The sequence below is a fragment of the Porifericola rhodea genome (assembly GCF_030506305.1).
Classification (GTDB): domain Bacteria; phylum Bacteroidota; class Bacteroidia; order Cytophagales; family Cyclobacteriaceae; genus Catalinimonas; species Catalinimonas rhodea.
Genome location: NZ_CP119421.1, coordinates 2083657 through 2102642, shown reverse-complemented (window position 1 = coordinate 2102642; position 18986 = coordinate 2083657). Strand labels below are relative to the sequence as shown.

Here is an 18986-nt window from a genome sequence, read left to right as displayed (position 1 = left end):
TTTAGGGTGTTAAAAAATGTATTGATACCCCAAAGTAAAAGGGGGCAGGTGACAACCCTATGTCAGTAGCTTTCAGAAAAGTTAAGCGATATTTTCTTATGTCTGTTTTGCCTACTTTATTACCCAGCTTATAAGGTGACTTGCCTCTAGGTTTTGCGGATAGGAAAAAACAGATCTTCTTCAGACGTCAGATCTTCGTTTTTGTACTTCTCTCCCATACGGGCAAAGTGAGGCCGGTTATCCAGCATATAGCCTGAAGCAGGAAGCCAAGTCTGGAAGAAAGACTGGTAAACCGAAGCTGCTTCACTTCCTTTACCCTGATAATGCACTCTGGCGTATAAGCCAGCAGGAATAGTAATTGAAACCATGCCCTGGGGTAGTGCCACTATGCGTTTAACCGGGCAGGCTGCCCATTTATTAAATTTGCGATCCGGAGCATAGTTAAGAAAGAAATCCTCATCGTACTCCTCCACCGAATATAAATCAGAGCTACTCAGCTCACTAATTTCTTTTCTGCGAGGCATAAAGCCCTGCCAGAGCGTAGTAGTCTGCTCCTCTTGATGTGACGTCTGCATACAATGGCCTACTAATAAGATTCCCGGTATTTTCTCTATATAAAGATGCATCGTTTAAGGTTTTACTGACAGTTGCTCAAAGATGCGATTCTTTTTACTGAAGAGGAGGGAAATGGATAAAAGTTATATTGAACGAGCCATATGTTTTACAATAAACAAATTCTTGGTACAGTAGCCTCAAGAGTTTATGGCTGAGAAATTTCTTTGTGAGGGGGGAACTTAGCATAAGCAGGCTGCGCTTATTTTTAATTATTACAATGTAGATAAAATTTGTAATGATCGTTTGGCTCTACTCATTAGTGATAAATACTTTTTCATTTTAGTTTGCATGTACAGTAATGGCTTTAGCAGTACAGACCAATCTCAATTGTACTTCTATAACTTGTGTTTTTAGCTTTAGATAGCATTTAGCAGGGCCAAGGTCTGGTAGCTATTAGACTGGTCAGCACACCTAATGGTATGCTGATCGTTCTATTCATTGAGAGGCCAGGTTCTTTCTATATATGGGTATTGGTAAACATCGCGGAACAAATAGGCATACCAGTTCCAGAACTTCCAGAAATCTTTTCTGAATGTACGATAGAGTTGTTTATCCTCTATAGTACTATGGTAGGATAAGAAGTCGGCAAACTGGGCTTCCATTACCTTGGTATCTCTTCCTTTAGCCGGGATAGCTACAAACTCAAACTCAGCATTGACAGACTGATAATGATAAAACTGAAACAGCCCCTCTGTAAACAGATTGATAGCAGGCGAGAGTAAATTACTTATAGTAATAAACAGGATAGCTCCTATCACACCTTTTCTGTTTGTTTTACTCATGGTTCGGCACATATTAGTGATCAATCCGACATATGATTAGCATTAAGATACGTAATCTTCGCATTAGAGTATTTCCTTACTTACTTTTTGAGTACACCCTGTTGTTTACAGATCAACATCATCTATAAGTTTATTAGGGCTATATACAGGAGTACAGTTATATGCAGCACATTATCGGGGCAGAATTTGTGTTTTAGAAACTAAAAAGTATTGCCAGTAAAGGCCACCATACTCTTCACTTGTCCGGATTTGTTCCATATCACTGTTTACAGATTATGAGGAAGGCTACCCTAATTGTTAAGGAGGCCTGTTTATTACTTCGCCCTTACATACCGAAGAAAATTGCAATAGTGCTTATTACATCGTTCATACATCCCCCGTGCAAAACAGTACTGAAATGCGACAAATCCAGGTAAATGCACTAACAATCAGTACTCCTTACTAATAGAGCAAGACAAATGAATTGATTTTAGTGGATTATCAATCTCACAATTTTACCAGAATATCACTTGTGTATTATTAACTATTTTGCGATTATGCATATAGCTAAAATACTCAGTATTTTTGTGTTGTTCATTTAAACAATTAGAAATGACAAAAAGGATTAACACTGAGTTGGATAGCTATGAGTTGGTACTAAGTGGAGCTTTGGATAATCCTGTGATCATTAAAGCAATGACTCCGCTAGGCTATGATCATAAAGCAATTCTGTACGGAAACAATTTGCTGAAGCTTACGATAAGTCTGCACCAAAACCGTGAACAGAAAGAGAATAACCAAAAGGAAAGTACACAAAGGCTTAGAGAAGCTTACCAGCGAGCGTATAAGCAGTATATGATCTACCTGAAGGTAGCACGCATGTTAGTAAGCCCGAATAGCTTTGCCTGGAACGAGATGAAGCTGGGAGGTACGCGGAAGAAAAACCTTGCAGAGTGGTTAGTGCAGGCTAAAGCTTTTTACATGCATGCCGGTTTGGTAGCAGAGCAGTTGGAGCAAAGGGGTATTAGTCGGAAGAGCTTTTGCAGGTAGAAGCGATAACCGAAGCGCGTATAGAGCAAAACCTCTGCAAGAGTGCTAAACAAATGGCTAAAGTTCGCCGCGATGCGGAACGTAAAGCCTTACAATAGTGGATGAGCAAATTTATGAAGGCTGCACGCTTTGCTTTCAGTGAAGATATACAGCAGTTGGAAGCATTGGGTATAGTAGTACCTTCATAGTCAATAGATTTTCGCAATAGATTAGCATAGGTATATTTAGTTTGAGTTAACAAAGAACGTGTGCCGGGGTCGGTGCACGTTTTTTTTTGCTTGTAATATTGGCTGATAAAAAAAAAGTGCTCCCATTACAGAAGCACTTTTTTTAAACTATATGCCCCTACTGGCATACCTCAACCTCCCCACTAGCATACATCATGAGTCCTTGGTTTCTTTTTCGTCCAGGCCACTAATGGCCGATTTATATTCTCTGATGCCCTGCCCCATGCCTTTGGCAATCTGAGGGATTTTCTTGGCACCAAAAAACACCATGATTATAGCCAGAATCAGAAAGATCTCCCATCCTCCCAGTCCTCCTACAAATAATAGTATAGTATCCATATCTTACTGTTTTAATGTTCAAAAAAATAGAGCTGTACTCTTGTTGTACTCATTCTCCGGCTTCAATAAAGCCCTGCTTGAAAGAATAACTAAATTGCCAGTATTAGCTCACAATAAACAGGCTGGCAATGGCCGTTGCATCCTCGCCGGAGAGTGGCTCGTCGTAAGCCTCAGTACCCGCATCGGCACCAAACTCCTGAGCCGTATCATAACCAACCTGGCTTACTACTTCTTCGCCATTGTACACAGCCTGTGTAGCTTCGGGCATTCCCTCTCCACGATTGTTTTGTACAATCCACCCTTTGAGCCCTCTTAAACGACGAATCTCTGAAGCATGTCTTGCCTCTACTGAATGTATCTGCAAAGCTGCGGTAAGTAATTCCGGAGTATCCATAAGCTTAGCAGCCTGCCCTTTGTAGGCGCGTACTCCTGTATCTTCAAAGGCCTGCGCTAAAGCGAGTAGCTGGGCGTAAGCCGTAGGCTGGCCTATGCCTCCTTCGTTAAAAGGGTCAAATACGCCACCCGCCGTAAAGTCAAAAGCAGGCTTATCTACTACATTATCTCCTAGCCCTGCTTTTAAAAACTCTACATGGGCCGCCTCATGCTTAGAGATTTGCATGTACACTTTTTCTGCTCTGGTACCTGCCGGAACTACTCCAGACTCTAGTGCTTTGCGGTAAAATTCATCTTCCAGGTACTCCAGGGTAAGTGCTAGCTGTAAAGCCTGCACAGAACTATTAGTACTTTGCGCGACTGCTTTTTTAGAAGACAGCATAACTGCTCCCAGAGGAGCGGCGGCCATTGCTAACTTTTTGCTCAGGCTACCCATTTGGGTAAATGCCTGGCGACGAGATACAGCACGCTGCACTTCCTTTTTTGCAGATAGTTCTTCGCTTGTAAAATGGTCTAAAAAATTTATGATATTCATAATCTAATACGTTTTTGAGTCTTATGAGGAGGGTAAGTTGTTAGCAGTAAATTCTGTAGTGATAAATTGTCCAGCAATGGGGAGCACTTCTGAAGGGGCTTTAGCCACATCAAGGCCAGTGGCAGGATCTACCACATCATCTCCGGCAAAGTCGGCAGAGTCCGGGTTGATCAGACTACGAATGGCCGCAGCATGGCGTGCCTCTACAGAGACTATTTTACCTGCTATTAATAGGTAGTCAGGAGTGGTAATTAGCTTGCCTGCTCCATTATAAGCTGCTACTCCGGTATCTTCTAATGCTTTGGCAGTAGCCAGTACGGCATCTCGGTTGCTAAAGTCAAGGTTTCCGTAGTCAAATTCCAGATCAGGAAGCACCTCCGAGGCGTCACTTACTGCAGCGGTAATAGCAGTTCTAAAAAATTCGCGATGGATCACTTCGTGGTGATAAAGGTCTGTAAGTACCTGCTCTTCTTCGGCAGTAATACCAACATAAAAATTATTAGTTACACGAGTATAAAAGTCAGCCTCTAGTTGCTCCAGAGCATAGGCATAGTTGAGCACACCTACATCACCACTACCCAGATCAAATACTTCGCTATCGTCATCGGGCTGGTTGGGCATCATATCGTCATCATCCTCGCAGCCTGTTAGCAGAAGGCCACCAATAGCCAGGGAGGCTCCACCCATTTTAATAAATTGTCTTCGGTTGGTTGCGCCTTCACCAGCAGGCGTAGAAAGTGATATTTTAATCCTTTTCTTTTTCATAATATGTGCTTGTTAATTAAAAAGTATTCTACTTACGAAGCACAGCCCCCAGGCGGATTGGTCTGAGGTGAAAAAGATTTTTTATGCGGGCACAGCTTCAGCTCAAAATGTTTTAGCTTTTTAGAAAGAACTCTCTGTATGTATGGGCATCTGATACTTTTCTTCTGCGAACTAGCCACATACTTTTATGGCTAAATATACTCATATTACACATACCCATTAAGCATATTCTTTAAGAAAAAGTAACTAAAAATTTTATTATTATCAGATTAAATATTATAATAGTAATATATTTTAACAATTTAATACAATTACTATGAAGAATACATGTTTAGTCTCTATAAAGCACCATGAGAGGTACTACCTTATTTTTACATTTCAGGGTATTTTGACGGCCAAGGAGGCTACTAAAGCGATTACGGAATGGAAAAAACTATTTGAGGAAAAGAAAAACGAAAAGTTTACGCTCATTTTCCATGCGTTAGAAATGACAGATTATGAGCCTCTGGCCAGGACATCATGGCAAAAAACTATAGTAGAGCTTAGTGGTCAGATTGAAAATATATGGGTAGTCACTACTTCTAAACTAATTATGGCAGGCGCAAAAATTATGAGCATGTTTACCTCTTTTAGCATTAAAACGGTAAGCACCGAGGATAAGGTGTATCAGTATTACGCTGAACAGGCTGCATAAACATTACTCGCTTTTTCTATTGTAACACTAATACTACCCATGGTTGACTATATTTTACTGTATACAAAAAAAGCGGCCATGAAAGACCGCTTTTATCGTTTTATCATAATTAAGCCTGGTAGCTTTAGTTACTTCCTATTGTAGTATTGCTTTTCTTTTTTTTCTGCATAGGGTTTGGTCCTGATGTACCTCTGGCATTCATCTTGTTTTTATAAATTTCAAAACGAGTGGGTACCGCACGCTGAGGGAAATAGTTGTTAGACTCATCAGTATCCGCAGTCTCACGATAAGGGTCCAGGCGCAACTGCTCTACTTTTTTGTCTTTGGCAAATACTTTAGTCACCACTTCTGCATTATAACGCCAGATTTCTGCAGGTATCTTTTGTATTTCTGTAGAACCGTCTTCAAAAGTCCACTCTAATATAATAGGCATTACTATACCGCCAATATTGTTAAAAGTTACTTCATAGAAGTTCTTTCCTGACTTAAGTAGCTCACGCTCCTTATCATCTAGGCTGGCTACAAACTCATTGTAAGCATTAATATCTTCTTTTGTTACTTCAAAAGGATCATAAGAGTTGTAGAAATCGCGCAAACCTGGGTCAGCCTCTATTGCGGTAGTTTCTATATCTTCTTTGTTATACATCTGGCTGACGTGTTTTTCCTGTTCCTCATATTTCTCACGAGCGATAGGGTTTTCTACACGTGGGTCTTTCGTATTAATTTGGTAATGCTTTACGTTTTGTATACCTATATCTACATGATCATTAGTATAGAACCAGCCTCTCCAGAACCAGTCCAGATCAGTTCCTGAGGCATCTTCCATAGAACGGAAGAAGTCGGCAGGCTCAGGATGCTTAAATGCCCAACGGGTAGAGTAGGTTTTAAAAGCATGGTCAAACAGCTCGCGCCCCATTACGGTTTCGCGAAGAATATTGAGCGCGGTAGCTGGCTTAGCATAAGCATTCCAGCCAAACTGTTGCACCTGCTCAGAGTTAGTCATGATGGGGCTAATCTGAGATTTATCGCCACTCATGTAAGGCACTATCTTGAAGGCTGGCCCACGACGAGAAGGGTAGTTGCGATCCCACTCCTGCTCAGTCAGATATTGTACAAAGGTATTTAGCCCCTCGTCCATCCAAGTCCACTGTCGTTCATCTGAGTTTACAATCATGGGGAAGAAGTTATGTCCTACTTCGTGTATGATTACGCCTATCATACCGTACTTAATGCGCTCAGAGTATGTGCCGTCGGGATTAGGCCTTCCGTAGTTAAAGCAGATCATGGGGTATTCCATACCATTAGAAGCTTCCACAGAAATGGCCTTAGGGTAAGGGTAAGGTATGGTATATTTAGAGTAAGTTTTGAGCGTATGTGCTACCACTTCGGTAGAGTACTGCTCATAAAGAGGATTAGCTTCTTTAGGGTAATACGACATAGCCATTACTGTACGCCCGTCTATATCTACGCCCATTGCATCCCAGATGTACTTACGAGAGCTACCAAAGGCAAAATCTCTTACATTTTCGGCTTTGTAAATCCAGGTTTTTTTGTCTTTGGCTTTAGACTTCTCTTTCTTTTCCGCTTCTTTCTGGCTTACAATAATTACAGGCTTATCCGCAGTTTTAGATTTTTCCAGCAGTTCACGTTGCTCCTCACTTAATACTTCTTCGGGGTTTTGCAGTGTACCGGTAGATGCTACAATATGGTCGGCAGGTACGGTAATAGCTACCTCATAGTCACCAAAAGTAAGGGCGAATTCGCCACGACCCAGGAACTGCTTATGCTGCCAGCCATTGTGGTCGTCATACACCGCCATACGAGGGAACCACTGTGTGATGGTGTAAAGGTAGTTACCATCTTCAGGAAAAAATTCATAACCTCCGCGGCCTCCCATAAGGTCACGATCATTGATGTTGTAATACCAGTCTATAGAGAAAGTTACTTTCTCACCAGGCATTAACGTCTCTGGAATGTCTACCCGCATCATGGTGCGGTTAACCGTGTAAGGGATATCGTTACCTGCCGCATCCTTCACTGACTGAATTTTATGCCCTCCGTCAAAATCATAACCTACTATGCTCTCCAGATTGTTTACATTCATACGGTCGGCGATGCTATTTGTCTGTGTTTTATAAGTATCAGAGTCTTTAGCACGCATGTTCTGATCCAGCTGTACCCACAGATAGTCCAGAGGATCGGGAGAATTATTGTAGTAGGTAATTGTTTCTGAGCCGGTAAGGCGCTGTATTTCGTCGTTGATCTCGCACTCTATCTTGTAGTCGGCACGTTGCTGCCAGTACTTATGACCGGGAGCTCCTGAGCCAGCGCGGTATACATTAGGAGTAGGCAGCTCTGCCGGTCCCAGTTGCTCAAACTTATTGGTGTGTTGGTTTTTCTGCGCAGTAGCAGGCAGTATAAAACCATACACCAGCATTAGGCTGATTAGTAAATATCTCATAAAACTAGTTATATAATCCAACAATACTTTTTACGACACAAATATCAAAATAAAATTCTATTGATTAGGTTAAAAGCCTACCAAAATTTGGTTTCCATCATCAAGATAAGGGAGATTCCTGCAATTGCCGAGGAAATGACCAAACGCCAGTCGCGGCGCGCCACCTGTATAATATTGACAAAGACAAATGACAGCACCAAAAAGATAAGCACGATAACAATCTGCCCAATTTCCAAACCTATGTTGAAAGCCAATAGTTGCATCACTATGGTTTCATCCTTTCCCAGCAGGCTACGCAGATAATTAGAAAAGCCCATTCCGTGGATAAGACCAAAGAAAAGAGCAAAGGCATAATTTATTCGGCTACGTTGTGGTGTAAGTCCGGGCTGTTTTTTAAATATATTGCTTAGAGCTGTAATAAAGATGGTAACGGGAATCAAAAACTCAATTAACGAGGCATTTACGCTAATAAGATCCAGGGTAGCCATTGCCAGCGTAATAGAGTGGCCTAGTGTAAATGCGGTCACCATTATTAGGACTTTCTTCCAGTCGTTAAGCAGGTAGATCGCACAAAGAGCTATTACAAACAGTATGTGATCGTAACCATTTATATCTAAAATGTGCGTAAGACCAAGGTGGAAATAAAGCGAGAAAGTTGACATAAACTTAGGTATAGGCTAATGTGAATCGCAAATCTAAAAAATTCATTCTTTTTTTCTCTCATACCATTACGATAGTCTTTGTAAACTCCTTAAGCGTTTGCCTGTTTATTTATTAAGAGGTTGCATATCTAGCAGAAGTTCTCACCTATGTTTTATAAAGTGGCGGTTCCTAAAAATATAGCAGCTGGATATAAGCTTACTGAAACTCTACCAAGACCGTAATTTTTTCTTCTAAATATTTGTTATATACAGACTTTACGTGTAGTATTTATTCTGACACTCAGCACATTAACCCTGTAATTTTCCGGCTCGCCCCAAAGCGTATGAAATGGATAAAACGATATACCCTCCTAATTATTCTGACCTGTGGAGGGGCTTTATCGCATGCTGTGTACGGGCAGTTTGTATACCGGGGGTTTCGTATTGTTAATAAAAGGATTAAACGCGTAGAGATTCCTTTTGAGATGCACAGCAACCTGATTGTGGTACCTGTACAGATCAATGAAGGCGAAGAAGAGCTTAAATTCATACTGGACACTGGAGTTCGTACTGCTATTTTAACTAACGACCTTTATGTAGAAGGTATTCCCAGCCCCAATGATAGGGTAATACACCTGTTGGGAGCGGGTAAAGAGGGGCAGGTGAGTGCGTTTGTCAGTAATAATGTTTCTTTTACACTTCCTGAGGGAGTAGAAGCCGAGGGTAACGCGATGCTGGTTTTGCAGGAAGACTACCTTCAGTTGGATAACCACCTGGGTGTACGCATACATGGTATATTAGGCTACGAATTATTTAGCCGCTTTGTGGTAGAGGTAGATTATTCTACTCAAAACCTTATACTCCACCGCCCGGAACACTTTAAACCACGCCGCTCTTATCGTGAGTTAGACATGACAATAGAAGATACTAAGCCTTACCTCAGTAATCTTCAACTCCAAATTAACGATAGTGTGTATGTACAAGTAAAACTAATGGTGGATACCGGAGCCAGCCATTCCCTGCTGTTAAATACAGGCTCCCACCCCCGGATTAAAGTGCCAGATAAGCGGCTGGAAGGCTATCTGGGCCGTGGACTCAGCGGAGAGATTTATGGTGCTATGGCAAGAGTTGACAATCTAAAAATGGCTGATTATGAGTTAGAGGGTATCATTACTTCTTTTCCTGAAGATAGCAGCCTGCTCTTACCTTCACAGTCCAGAACCTTGCATAACGGAAATATCGGCGGCTCCATACTTAAGCGGTTTCGGGTAGTATTTGACTATGCTAACCAGAAGATGTACCTCAAGAAAAACCGCCTCTACGGTAAAGACTTTGAATATAATATGAGTGGAATGGAGCTTATTGCTACGGGCCCATTGCTTAGTTTGCTATACATCTCCAAAATTACGGCAGATACTCCTGCCCAGCGTGCAGGCCTTCGGGAGGGAGATATGATTCTCTCAATCAATGGCCGGCGCCCACCGGAATTAAATCTGGGACTGTACAGCGCCTTTGTCCACAAAAAACCTGGAAAAAAAATTAGAGTAAGAGTATTACGCAATGGCAAAGTGCTTAAAAAATCGTTTCGCCTGGAGCGAGTTTTATAGCTCAACTCCTATAAAACATTTTGTTCTTTTTACCGCACAAACCTCGTATTATCTACAAAACATTGCGCACTATGCTGCGTAAAAGTCTAGGCATAAAGTTTATACATCTACGTTTTGTTCAGTTCACGCACTACATTTTGCGAAATCATCCTGATTGAATATTTTAATACCCAGCGCAAATAAATGTAGCTACAACGAAGGCCTTTCTCCTCTTTTCCGTTATAGAAAGGTAAAAGAACAAAACAGACATTTTTAAGGTTTTGCAAATATGTTAGGATACCGATTTACCGACTACCAACCCGACCCCCAACAGGAAGGACAAAGTACATTTGACCAACTGCTTAAAATATTTATGGAACTGATGGTAATCACCTCTGGCGATGTAAATGAGACATTGCAGTGGATGACTAGCCTGGATAATCAGTACAATATTACCACAGAAGATTATGGAATGGGAGACTTCATTCAGGATCTCAAAGATAAAGGTTATATAGCTGATGAGAACTCCGACGGGTCTTTTGATACCACCGCCAAAACGGAGCGATCTATACGAAAAAGCGCACTGGAAGAAATTTTCGGGAAACTCAAGAAATCAGGTCAGGGCAACCACAAAACTACTTTTAGTGGAAGTGGTGATGAAGCCAGTACCGATCGTCGGGATTATCAGTTTGGAGACTCTCTCGAGCAGATTGCCATGACAGACTCTATCCGTAACGCGCAGATTAACCACGGGTTGGGCAACTTTATGCTGACCGAGGGCGACCTGGAAGTCAATGATACCGAGTACAAAACGCAAACATCCACTGTACTCATGATAGATATCTCTCACTCCATGATTTTATACGGTGAGGATAGAATTACCCCTGCCAAAAAAGTAGCTATGGCACTGGCCGAATTAATTACTACCAAGTACAAAAAAGATACGCTGGATATTATCGTATTTGGAAATGATGCCTGGCAGATTCAGATCAAAGATTTGCCGTACCTTAAAGTAGGGCCTTACCATACCAATACGGTGGCTGGACTTGAACTGGCTATGGATATACTCCGCCGCCGTAAAACCAAAAACAAGCAGATTTTTATGATTACGGATGGTAAGCCTACCTGCCTGAAGCAGGGGATCAAATATTACAAAAACAGTTTTGGACTGGATAGCAAAATCCTGAACAAAACCCTTAACCTGGGCGCGCAGTGCCGCAGAATCGGAATTCCTGTCACTACTTTTATGATTGCTTCTGACCCTTACCTAAAGCAATTTGTGCAAAAATTTACCGAAGTTAACAATGGCAATGCTTACTACAGTAGCCTGAAAGGCCTTGGCAATCTTATTTTTGAAGACTACCGAAGAAACCGTCGCAAGAACTTTAAATAGTAGTTTCAGGTAAAATTTTTATGATTAGATTCTTCTTTTCTTAAAGAACCTATATCTTTTTGTAAGCCTGAGACTTTTTCACCTTTAACATCAAACTTCAATGAAATACCAGGACATCCCGTCTGAAAAACTTCTGAAAATACATACACTGGGAGAACTCAAAGCAAGTGGCTACGAGCCTCGTTCTATTAAGCAAGAGCTGAGAGATAACCTGATCTACCGCCTTCGTAAAAAGGAGAAGGTATTTGAAGGCATCTGGGGATATGAGGAGTCTGTGATTCCAGACATGGAACGCGCTATTCTCTCTATGCACAATATAATATTGCTGGGGCTAAGAGGACAGGCTAAAACTAAAATAGCTCGTATGATGGTAGAGCTATTAGATGAGTATATGCCCGTTATTAAAGGTTCAGAACTAAACGATGACCCTCTACAACCGTTATCATACTTTGGCAGACAAACGCTAGAAGAACATGGAGATAGCACACCTATCAGTTGGGTACATCGCTCTGATCGCTATGCAGAGAAGCTGGCTACACCCGATGTATCGGTGGCTGATCTTATAGGCGACACCGACCCTATTAAAGCCGCTTCGCTTAAGTTACCATACTCAGATGAGCGAGTAATTCACTACGGCCTCATACCCAGGTCGCACCGTTCAATCTTTGTCATTAATGAGCTTCCTGACCTGCAAGCCCGTATTCAGGTAGCTTTATTCAATATTTTGCAGGAAGGAGACATTCAGATCCGTGGGTTCAAAGTAAGGCTACCGCTAGATATTCAATTTGTGTTTACCGCTAACCCTGAGGACTACACCAATAGAGGGAGTATCGTTACTCCATTAAAAGACCGTATTGACAGCCAGATTATAACTCACTATCCGCGTAGCCTGGAAATTAGTAAGAAAATTACCAGCCAGGAAGCAAAAATCAAAGCGCCTCAGCAGGCAAAAATACGACTTACTGAGCTGGCTCAAGACCTTATAGAACAGGTAGCGTTTGAAGCCCGAGAAAGTGAGTACGTAGACGAAAAAAGCGGTGTGTCTGCCCGCCTCACTATTTCTGCTTTTGAAAACCTTATGAGCGCTGCCGAACGTCGTACACTCTTAAACGATGAAGAGGATACCTTTATCAGAGTATCAGATTTTGTAGGCGTTATCCCTTCTATTACGGGTAAGGTAGAGCTTGTTTATGAAGGAGAGCAGGAAGGCCCCGGTATAGTAGCGCATAATCTGGTGGGTAAAGCTATACGTACTCAGTTTCTACAGTACTTCCCTAACCCGGATGACAAGCGTAAGCAAAAAGACCAAAACCCCTATAAAGATATTGTAGAATGGTTTGGAGAAGGGAATGAGGTAGATATGCTGAATGACCTAAGCAATAAGGAGTACAAAAAGCGCCTGAAGGCAGTGCCCGGTTTAGAAGATCTAGTAAAAAAACATCATAAAGGTCTGGATGAACCTACCCGTTTGTTTTTGATGGAGTTTGCCCTGCATGGATTGGCAGAATACAGCCAGCTAAGCAAAAAGCAGCTAACTGCCGGCACTCAGTTCAAAGATTTACTGAGTAGTATGTTCTCTATGCCTGACCTTGGCGATGAGGACGACTTTGACGAATAGCCGAATACTGACCATCCACTATCATTAAATTAGAGTCACCCTATAATGGTGGCTCTGCTTTACTTCAATCATATAATTTTGATAGGTCATGTCTATGCAGGAAATTCAGAGGTTGGTTAACAGTGGGGAAGGAGAGCACATAGAGTTTAAGCGCAAAGTAGCGCATCCTGAAAAAATCTTGAAAGAAATAGTAGCCTTTGCCAATACCAAAGGTGGCCACCTGCTTATTGGTGTAGATGATAATGGTAATATTCCCGGTATCAAATTTGCCGACGAAGAGATCTTTGTACTTGAGAAGGCTATACAGCAGTGGTGCCGCCCAAAAATGGAGTATGATATTGAAGTAGTAAAAATTAATGGCCACAAGTCGGTAGTCCATTATAAAATTAAAGAAAGCGAACGCAAGCCCCACTATGTACTAAACGAAGGCTATAAAAAACAGGCTGCTCCGCCTAAAAAAAAGCAAGTACGACAGCATAAGGGCAAAGCATATGTTCGCTACGAAGATAAAAGTCTGCAAGCCAGCTCTGAGGTATGGAAGATTCTTAAAAGAGCCCGCAAGCCTCGCGACATGCAGTTTACTTTTGGCGAAAAAGAGAAGCTACTGATGGAATATCTGGAACAACATTCCCAGATTACACTTTCGGAGTTTACAAAGTTGGCTCGCCTACCACGTTTCAGAGCATCACAAACCTTGGTGCTTTTGGTATTGGCCAATGTACTCAAAATTATCCCGAAGGAGAAAGAAGATATTTTTATGCTAAAATTTTCGTAAGATAATCTTTACATTTAGATACATCAGTTAGAGCACTTGCTTTAGTATGGATGTAGACTAATAGTACTATTTTTTACGAAGCTTTAGTATTTACACTTTATGGCTACCAGCACAAGAAAGAAAAGCAGCACTACTCCTGCAACTACAGCAAAAAAGACTAAAACCACTACCAGAAATACCCGGGTCAAGCAGAAAAAAATATTTGTTTTAGATACTTCCGTAATTTTATACGATCATGATGCTATCATGCATTTTGATGAGCATGACGTAGGCATTCCTATTACAATACTGGAAGAGCTAGACCAATTTAAAAAAGGTAGTGATACAAGAAACTTTGAAGCTCGGGAGTTTATTCGAATCATAGATCAACTCTCCGAAGACCATACACTACTAGACTGGATACCTTTAAATGGCAAATCTAAAGGCTCCTTTAAAGTAATTATGGCACCCGACAGCGAGGTAGATGCGGAGAAAATTTTTGATGAAAAAAAACCTGATCACAAAATACTCAATGCAGCTCTTTACCTTAAAGAAGAATACCCTGACCGTAAAGTAATTCTGGTAACTAAAGATATCAACCTACGCCTGAAAGCAAAATCTTTAAACCTAAATGCAGAAGACTACGAAACCGGAAAGGTAAAGCATGTAGCAGACCTCTACAGTGGAAAAACAGTTTTTGAGCGGGTAAACAGCGACAAAATTTCTGATCTGTACAAAGATGGTTTCGCCGAGGTAGAGACTCTCATGAACCCCCAGCAGGTAAGTGCCAACGGCTACTACATACTAAAAAGCAGCAAAAACTCAGCCCTCTGCTATTACAACCCTACACAACAACGTATAGAAAAGGTAGAGAAAAAACAGGCCTACGGCATACGTCCTAAAAATGCGGAACAAGCTTTTGCTTTACATGCCATACTTAACCCGGAAGTCAGGCTGGTTTCTATACAAGGGGTGGCTGGTACCGGCAAAACACTGCTTGCTTTAGCAGGTGCCCTGGAGCAGCGGAAAGAGTACAAGCAGATTTATCTGGCTCGCCCCATAGTACCTCTAAGCAATAAAGACATTGGCTTTTTACCTGGAGACATTAAGTCCAAGCTAAACCCCTACATGCAGCCCTTATGGGATAATCTTAAATTTATCCAAAATCAGTTTCATGAGAGTGACAAAGACCACATGCGTATCTCCGAAATGCTTAATACAGAAAAGCTGGTAATCACACCTTTGGCATATATTAGAGGAAGGAGCCTTTCTAACATCTTTTTTATAGTAGACGAAGCCCAAAACCTTACACCGCACGAAATCAAAACAATCATTACCAGAGCTGGAGAAAATACTAAAATTGTATTTACCGGAGACATTTATCAGATAGATACTCCTTACCTGGATTCGCAGAGTAATGGACTTTCTTACCTGATTGATAAAATTAAAAGCCATCCCTTGTATGCTCATATTACGCTGGAAAAAGGAGAGCGTTCTGAGTTGGCTAATCTGGCTAATGAACTTTTATAAGTAAGCTATTACTAATGTAATGTTCGGCCCGGAAGGAGAGTAATTTGTTGACGTTGATCTGTATAAATTGCATATACGTTTTCAAAGCTCCTCTTGTGATGACAACAATATTACAGATCGTACTTTTTATAACTTTTCTGGCATCTCCGAATAGTGATAATTGCCAGGGAGAAACTGTAGATGGTGTGCAACAGGGCCACTGGCAGTGCTTTTACGATAATGGCAAAGTTCGGGAAGAAGGAGATTATCAGCAGGGCAAAAAAAGTGGCCACTGGAAATTTTATCATGAGAATGGAAACCTGGCGCTGGAAGGCAGTTATGAGAATGGTCTGGAAAAAGGCTCCTGGAAAATGTACGATGAATCTGGTAACCAGCTAGATACTATCGAATACGGGAACTAAGTCCTCATAAACTTTATTTGCTTCAGGCAGTTTTATTGGTGTAACAAAGTTAACCCATATTTACACTAAGATTATGATGTTGAAGCAATATTTATCAGCCCGCGAACATATATTATCACGTAATATACATGATGAATCCGGAGAGCATATCGGTAAGATTGAAGATTTTTTAGTAGATCCGGACGATAGTCAACCCAAAATAGTAATAATGTCAAGCGGAGGGATACTTGGTATAGGCGGAGACCATCTCGCTTTACCTTTTAAGTTACTCAGATTTAACCCCCAGTCTTCAGATGTACGTTTAAGCATAGCCTCAGAACGAGTAAAAAAAGCTCCTAAAGTGGATCTTTCTAAACTTAGAGGAAACGACAAAGAGGAGCTTAAGAAGCTACAAGATTATTATGGCAGTAATGCCTTTGAAACCGGTAATAGTGGATCTTCAGTAGATGGAGGCCAATATACGCAGGAGGCACAGGATAACCATCCACATGAAGGTTATGAAGGCTCCGCTAAAATTACCGGCGAAGAGCCAAAAAACAAACCCGATAGTAATCCATCAGATGATATGGATTACGAAAAACTGAAATGGGGACAGAAAAGCTAATAAACAAAACGCCATTAACAGAATTCTGTTAATGGCGTTTTTATTTATGCTAAGTGCTTGTGTACTATCTTCTTTCCTTAATACGAGCAGCTTTACCCTGGCGACCTCTCAGGTAAAACAATCTTGCTCTTCTTACCTTACCTCTTCTAATTACCTCTATTTTCTCTAGGCTAGGAGATAAGATGGGGAAAATTCTTTCTACTCCGATTCCGTTAGAAACTTTTCTTACTGTAAAAGTCTCTCCGTTAGAGTTACTGTTGCGGCGTTGGATTACAACTCCCTGAAACTGCTGAATACGCTCTTTGTTACCCTCAGTAATTTTTACGTGCACATTGATCGTATCACCAGCCTCAAACTCAGGATGTTTTTGGCGTGTCTCCTGATATTCTTCCTCTATAAACTTTAATAGATCGCTCATGATATATTTGTATTTTAAATACTCTTCCCGAAAAAGAACTGCAAATATAGGAAAAATATTTTGGAATGCAGTACGTTGGGCAAAAAAAAGCTCCCGATTTTGGGAGCTTCATATACATTTTTTTAAAAGCTTTATTTATTGCTTTCTGGTTTTTACACCAATTCTGATAGCACGGTTAGATCCTTGATCTCCAGAGATTTCTAGTACCTTAACAATACCTACATTTCCACCTCTTCCAGCATCAAGTATGAAACCAAATACCTGTCCTACTTGCAGTCCTGTCAAACGCTCCTCAACATCTTGAAGGTCACCATCATAAATATCGTCAAGATCGTTCGCGCTGTTAACAGCGTCAAAATCATCTTCTGTTACATCTGCCAGAGCGGTAAAGCGAGTTTGGTTAGCATTGCCATCTCCTAAATCTGTACCTGGGAATGCTGCCTGAGCAAACTGGTTGTCCGGTGAACCGATAATAGACTCACTTGTCTCAGTATACCAGTATACAAAGTCAATTTTATCATTATTGTCTGAAGCATCAGCAGAAGTATATACAAGAGAATCTAGTACATTGTAGAAACTTCCATCTGTAGTATTTAATTGTCCACCAAGTAGTACAGCTTCATCATAGATGATAGATGCACCTGGCATTAATACTTCATCAATAACGTGAACTATACCATTACCTGCCATAATATCAGCAGTAGTTACTTCAGCAGTACCATTAATAAACACTCCATTATCAAGAGTTACATCAATATCACTTCCTTCTACAGTAGGGTAGCTTTTCGCTTCAAGATCTCCTGAAGCTACAGCCGCACCAGATACTACATGGTATAGTAGAATTTGATTTAATTCTTCACCCTCAGGCAGGTCAGCAGCTGAATTAATACCCATATCTGCAAATGCAGCATTAGTAGGAGCAAAAACAGTAAATGGCCCATCTCCCTGAAGCGTAGTTACTAAGTTAGCATTTGTCAGAGCTTCTACTAAAATAGAGAAGTCATCGCTAAGTGTGGCTACATCTACCACAGTACCATATACCTCTAATACTAATTCTTCCTCTGCAATAGATACATCATCGCCATCAAATGTCTCAAAAGTAACAATGTACTCCCCTGAAGCATCCTCAGGTACACTAAAGTTAATTTGAATGGCTGTGTTAGCCTGAGCTATAGGATAGTCATTTCCTATTTGGGTACCATCATCACCAAAAACTCTCAAAATTTCTGGTTCTTCACTTCCAAATTCAACGCCTACATCAACAGTGATTTGATCACCAGGTAGTACAGCACTGATAGTATCTACAGCAGTACCATTCTGCTCAACACTAATAGAAGAAGGATCGGCAGGCCCTTCCCCATCGTCCTCACAACTTGCCAGGAAAAGTACTGATAGTACCAGTGAGCTAAACAAAAAATAACGCAATACTTTACTCATACGTCTTAAAATATTTGGTTTAAAAAACTTATTAAAATAGATGAAATCTTATGCAAAAGCTGTGCAGTATATACCTGCTTAAGTCCTTATTTTACTATTTGTTTATAAAAAACATTTAAAAAAGGTACATATAAATTTGTGGGATTATCTGTAGATCGGTGTTTTGCAGAACTTAATTTCAACAAACACACAATCTGATAAATATGCTTTTATATGTTTGCCATTAGACAAAGCATAGAGCAAGTCACAAATATCTGGGTAAATTTTAAGCTGATTAGAAAGTTTTGTACCATGACTTTCTTCTTAGACTATAGAAAAAGGTACGTAGCATGCAAAAAACTATCACATCGCATCAAAAAGTTTAAAATCGTATTCTTCTATAGGTTTTGCTGTAATACAGTGGAAAGCTCACGCTTAGTCATTAATCCTGCCTTACGCCACAAGGCTTTTCCTCCTTTGAAAATCATTAGCGTAGGGACACTACGAATTTGAAATTGCTGCGCAGCCGCCGGGTTCCTATCCACATCAACTTTGACTACTTTTACCTTTTCACCAAACTCCTTAGCCACCTGCTGTACTATTGGGCTTAAGGTTTGGCATGGTCCACACCAACTAGCATAAAAATCAACCAATACAGGTGTAGCTGTAGTACTTATAAGTGATGAAAAACTTTTTTTCTTTTTATTACTCATTTTAACTAACGCATTTAGCGCCTCCAAACCACATAGCTTATGTATTTTTACCTCTGGTATCTAAGCTACACG

19 protein-coding genes are annotated in these 18986 nt (G+C 40.8%); 9 read left to right on the top strand and 10 right to left on the bottom strand.

Annotation, left to right across the window (positions count from 1 at the left end):
* Positions 1–146: 146 nt before the first annotated feature.
* Entirely contained in the window at positions 147–626 is a 480-nt protein-coding gene (locus tag PZB74_RS08625) for a GyrI-like domain-containing protein (protein ID WP_302242163.1), read from the bottom strand.
* A gap of 420 nt (positions 627–1046) precedes the next feature.
* On the bottom strand, positions 1047–1397 hold the full coding sequence (locus PZB74_RS08620; RefSeq protein WP_302242161.1) for a hypothetical protein: 351 nt from the start codon (positions 1395–1397) through the stop codon (positions 1047–1049).
* A 591-nt stretch (positions 1398–1988) separates the two neighbouring features.
* On the opposite strand from PZB74_RS08620, the gene PZB74_RS08615 reads away from it, so the two are divergent.
* Positions 1989–2426 (top strand): PQLLE family protein, encoded by a 438-nt coding sequence (locus PZB74_RS08615; protein WP_302242160.1) that lies wholly within the window; start codon positions 1989–1991, stop codon positions 2424–2426.
* Between the two features lie 380 nt (positions 2427–2806).
* On the opposite strand, the gene PZB74_RS08610 is transcribed toward PZB74_RS08615, so the two are convergent.
* The 3 genes from PZB74_RS08610 to PZB74_RS08600 form a co-directional block, all read right to left on the bottom strand.
* Entirely contained in the window at positions 2807–2992 is a 186-nt protein-coding gene (locus PZB74_RS08610) for a twin-arginine translocase TatA/TatE family subunit (protein ID WP_302242158.1), read from the bottom strand.
* A 103-nt stretch (positions 2993–3095) separates the two neighbouring features.
* Entirely contained in the window at positions 3096–3920 is an 825-nt protein-coding gene (locus tag PZB74_RS08605) for a ferritin-like domain-containing protein (RefSeq protein ID WP_302242156.1), read from the bottom strand.
* A 21-nt stretch (positions 3921–3941) separates the two neighbouring features.
* On the bottom strand, positions 3942–4685 hold the full coding sequence (locus PZB74_RS08600) for a ferritin-like domain-containing protein (protein WP_302242154.1): 744 nt from the start codon (positions 4683–4685) through the stop codon (positions 3942–3944).
* A 316-nt stretch (positions 4686–5001) separates the two neighbouring features.
* Between PZB74_RS08600 and PZB74_RS08595 the strand changes: the two genes are divergently transcribed.
* Positions 5002–5379, top strand: coding sequence for an STAS/SEC14 domain-containing protein (locus PZB74_RS08595; protein ID WP_302242151.1), 378 nt, complete (start codon positions 5002–5004; stop codon positions 5377–5379).
* Positions 5380–5503: 124 nt separating this feature from the next.
* Here PZB74_RS08595 and PZB74_RS08590 read toward each other — a convergent pair whose 3' ends face one another.
* Positions 5504–7840 carry a M1 family metallopeptidase gene (locus PZB74_RS08590; protein WP_302242149.1) on the bottom strand — a complete coding sequence of 779 codons (2337 nt, stop codon included), beginning with the start codon at positions 7838–7840 and terminating at the stop codon, positions 5504–5506.
* Positions 7841–7917: 77 nt separating this feature from the next.
* The gene (locus tag PZB74_RS08585) at positions 7918–8502 is read right to left on the bottom strand and encodes a HupE/UreJ family protein (protein WP_302242148.1); all 585 of its coding nucleotides are present in this window, start codon (positions 8500–8502) and stop codon (positions 7918–7920) included.
* A gap of 323 nt (positions 8503–8825) precedes the next feature.
* Between PZB74_RS08585 and PZB74_RS08580 the strand changes: the two genes are divergently transcribed.
* The 7 genes from PZB74_RS08580 (at position 8826) to PZB74_RS08550 (ending at position 16367) form a co-directional block, all read left to right on the top strand.
* Positions 8826–10088: an aspartyl protease family protein gene (locus tag PZB74_RS08580; protein WP_302242146.1), complete on the top strand. Its 1263-nt coding sequence runs from the start codon at positions 8826–8828 to the stop codon at positions 10086–10088.
* A gap of 268 nt (positions 10089–10356) precedes the next feature.
* Positions 10357–11460 carry a vWA domain-containing protein gene (locus PZB74_RS08575; RefSeq protein WP_302242145.1) on the top strand — a complete coding sequence of 368 codons (1104 nt, stop codon included), beginning with the start codon at positions 10357–10359 and terminating at the stop codon, positions 11458–11460.
* A 100-nt stretch (positions 11461–11560) separates the two neighbouring features.
* Positions 11561–13078 (top strand): P-loop NTPase family protein, encoded by a 1518-nt coding sequence (locus PZB74_RS08570; protein ID WP_302242144.1) that lies wholly within the window; start codon positions 11561–11563, stop codon positions 13076–13078.
* Between the two features lie 88 nt (positions 13079–13166).
* Complete coding sequence (locus tag PZB74_RS08565; RefSeq protein WP_302242143.1) at positions 13167–13853, top strand: AlbA family DNA-binding domain-containing protein; 687 nt, start codon at positions 13167–13169, stop codon at positions 13851–13853.
* A gap of 246 nt (positions 13854–14099) precedes the next feature.
* Positions 14100–15362, top strand: a complete 1263-nt coding sequence (locus PZB74_RS08560) for a PhoH family protein (protein WP_436837129.1) — start codon at positions 14100–14102, stop codon at positions 15360–15362.
* Positions 15363–15460: 98 nt separating this feature from the next.
* A complete protein-coding gene (locus PZB74_RS08555) occupies positions 15461–15763 on the top strand; it encodes a toxin-antitoxin system YwqK family antitoxin (RefSeq protein WP_302242138.1) in 303 nt (100 codons plus the stop codon).
* A gap of 73 nt (positions 15764–15836) precedes the next feature.
* On the top strand, positions 15837–16367 hold the full coding sequence (locus PZB74_RS08550) for a PRC-barrel domain-containing protein (RefSeq protein ID WP_302242137.1): 531 nt from the start codon (positions 15837–15839) through the stop codon (positions 16365–16367).
* 64 nt (positions 16368–16431) lie between these two features.
* On the opposite strand, the gene rplS is transcribed toward PZB74_RS08550, so the two are convergent.
* From rplS to trxA, 3 genes are all read right to left on the bottom strand, one after another.
* The gene (gene rplS / locus PZB74_RS08545; protein ID WP_302242135.1) at positions 16432–16785 is read right to left on the bottom strand and encodes a 50S ribosomal protein L19; all 354 of its coding nucleotides are present in this window, start codon (positions 16783–16785) and stop codon (positions 16432–16434) included.
* 135 nt (positions 16786–16920) lie between these two features.
* A complete protein-coding gene (locus PZB74_RS08540; RefSeq protein WP_302242134.1) occupies positions 16921–18222 on the bottom strand; it encodes a fasciclin domain-containing protein in 1302 nt (433 codons plus the stop codon).
* Positions 18223–18599: 377 nt separating this feature from the next.
* On the bottom strand, positions 18600–18914 hold the full coding sequence (gene trxA / locus PZB74_RS08535; RefSeq protein ID WP_302242133.1) for a thioredoxin: 315 nt from the start codon (positions 18912–18914) through the stop codon (positions 18600–18602).
* Positions 18915–18986 lie beyond the last annotated feature (72 nt).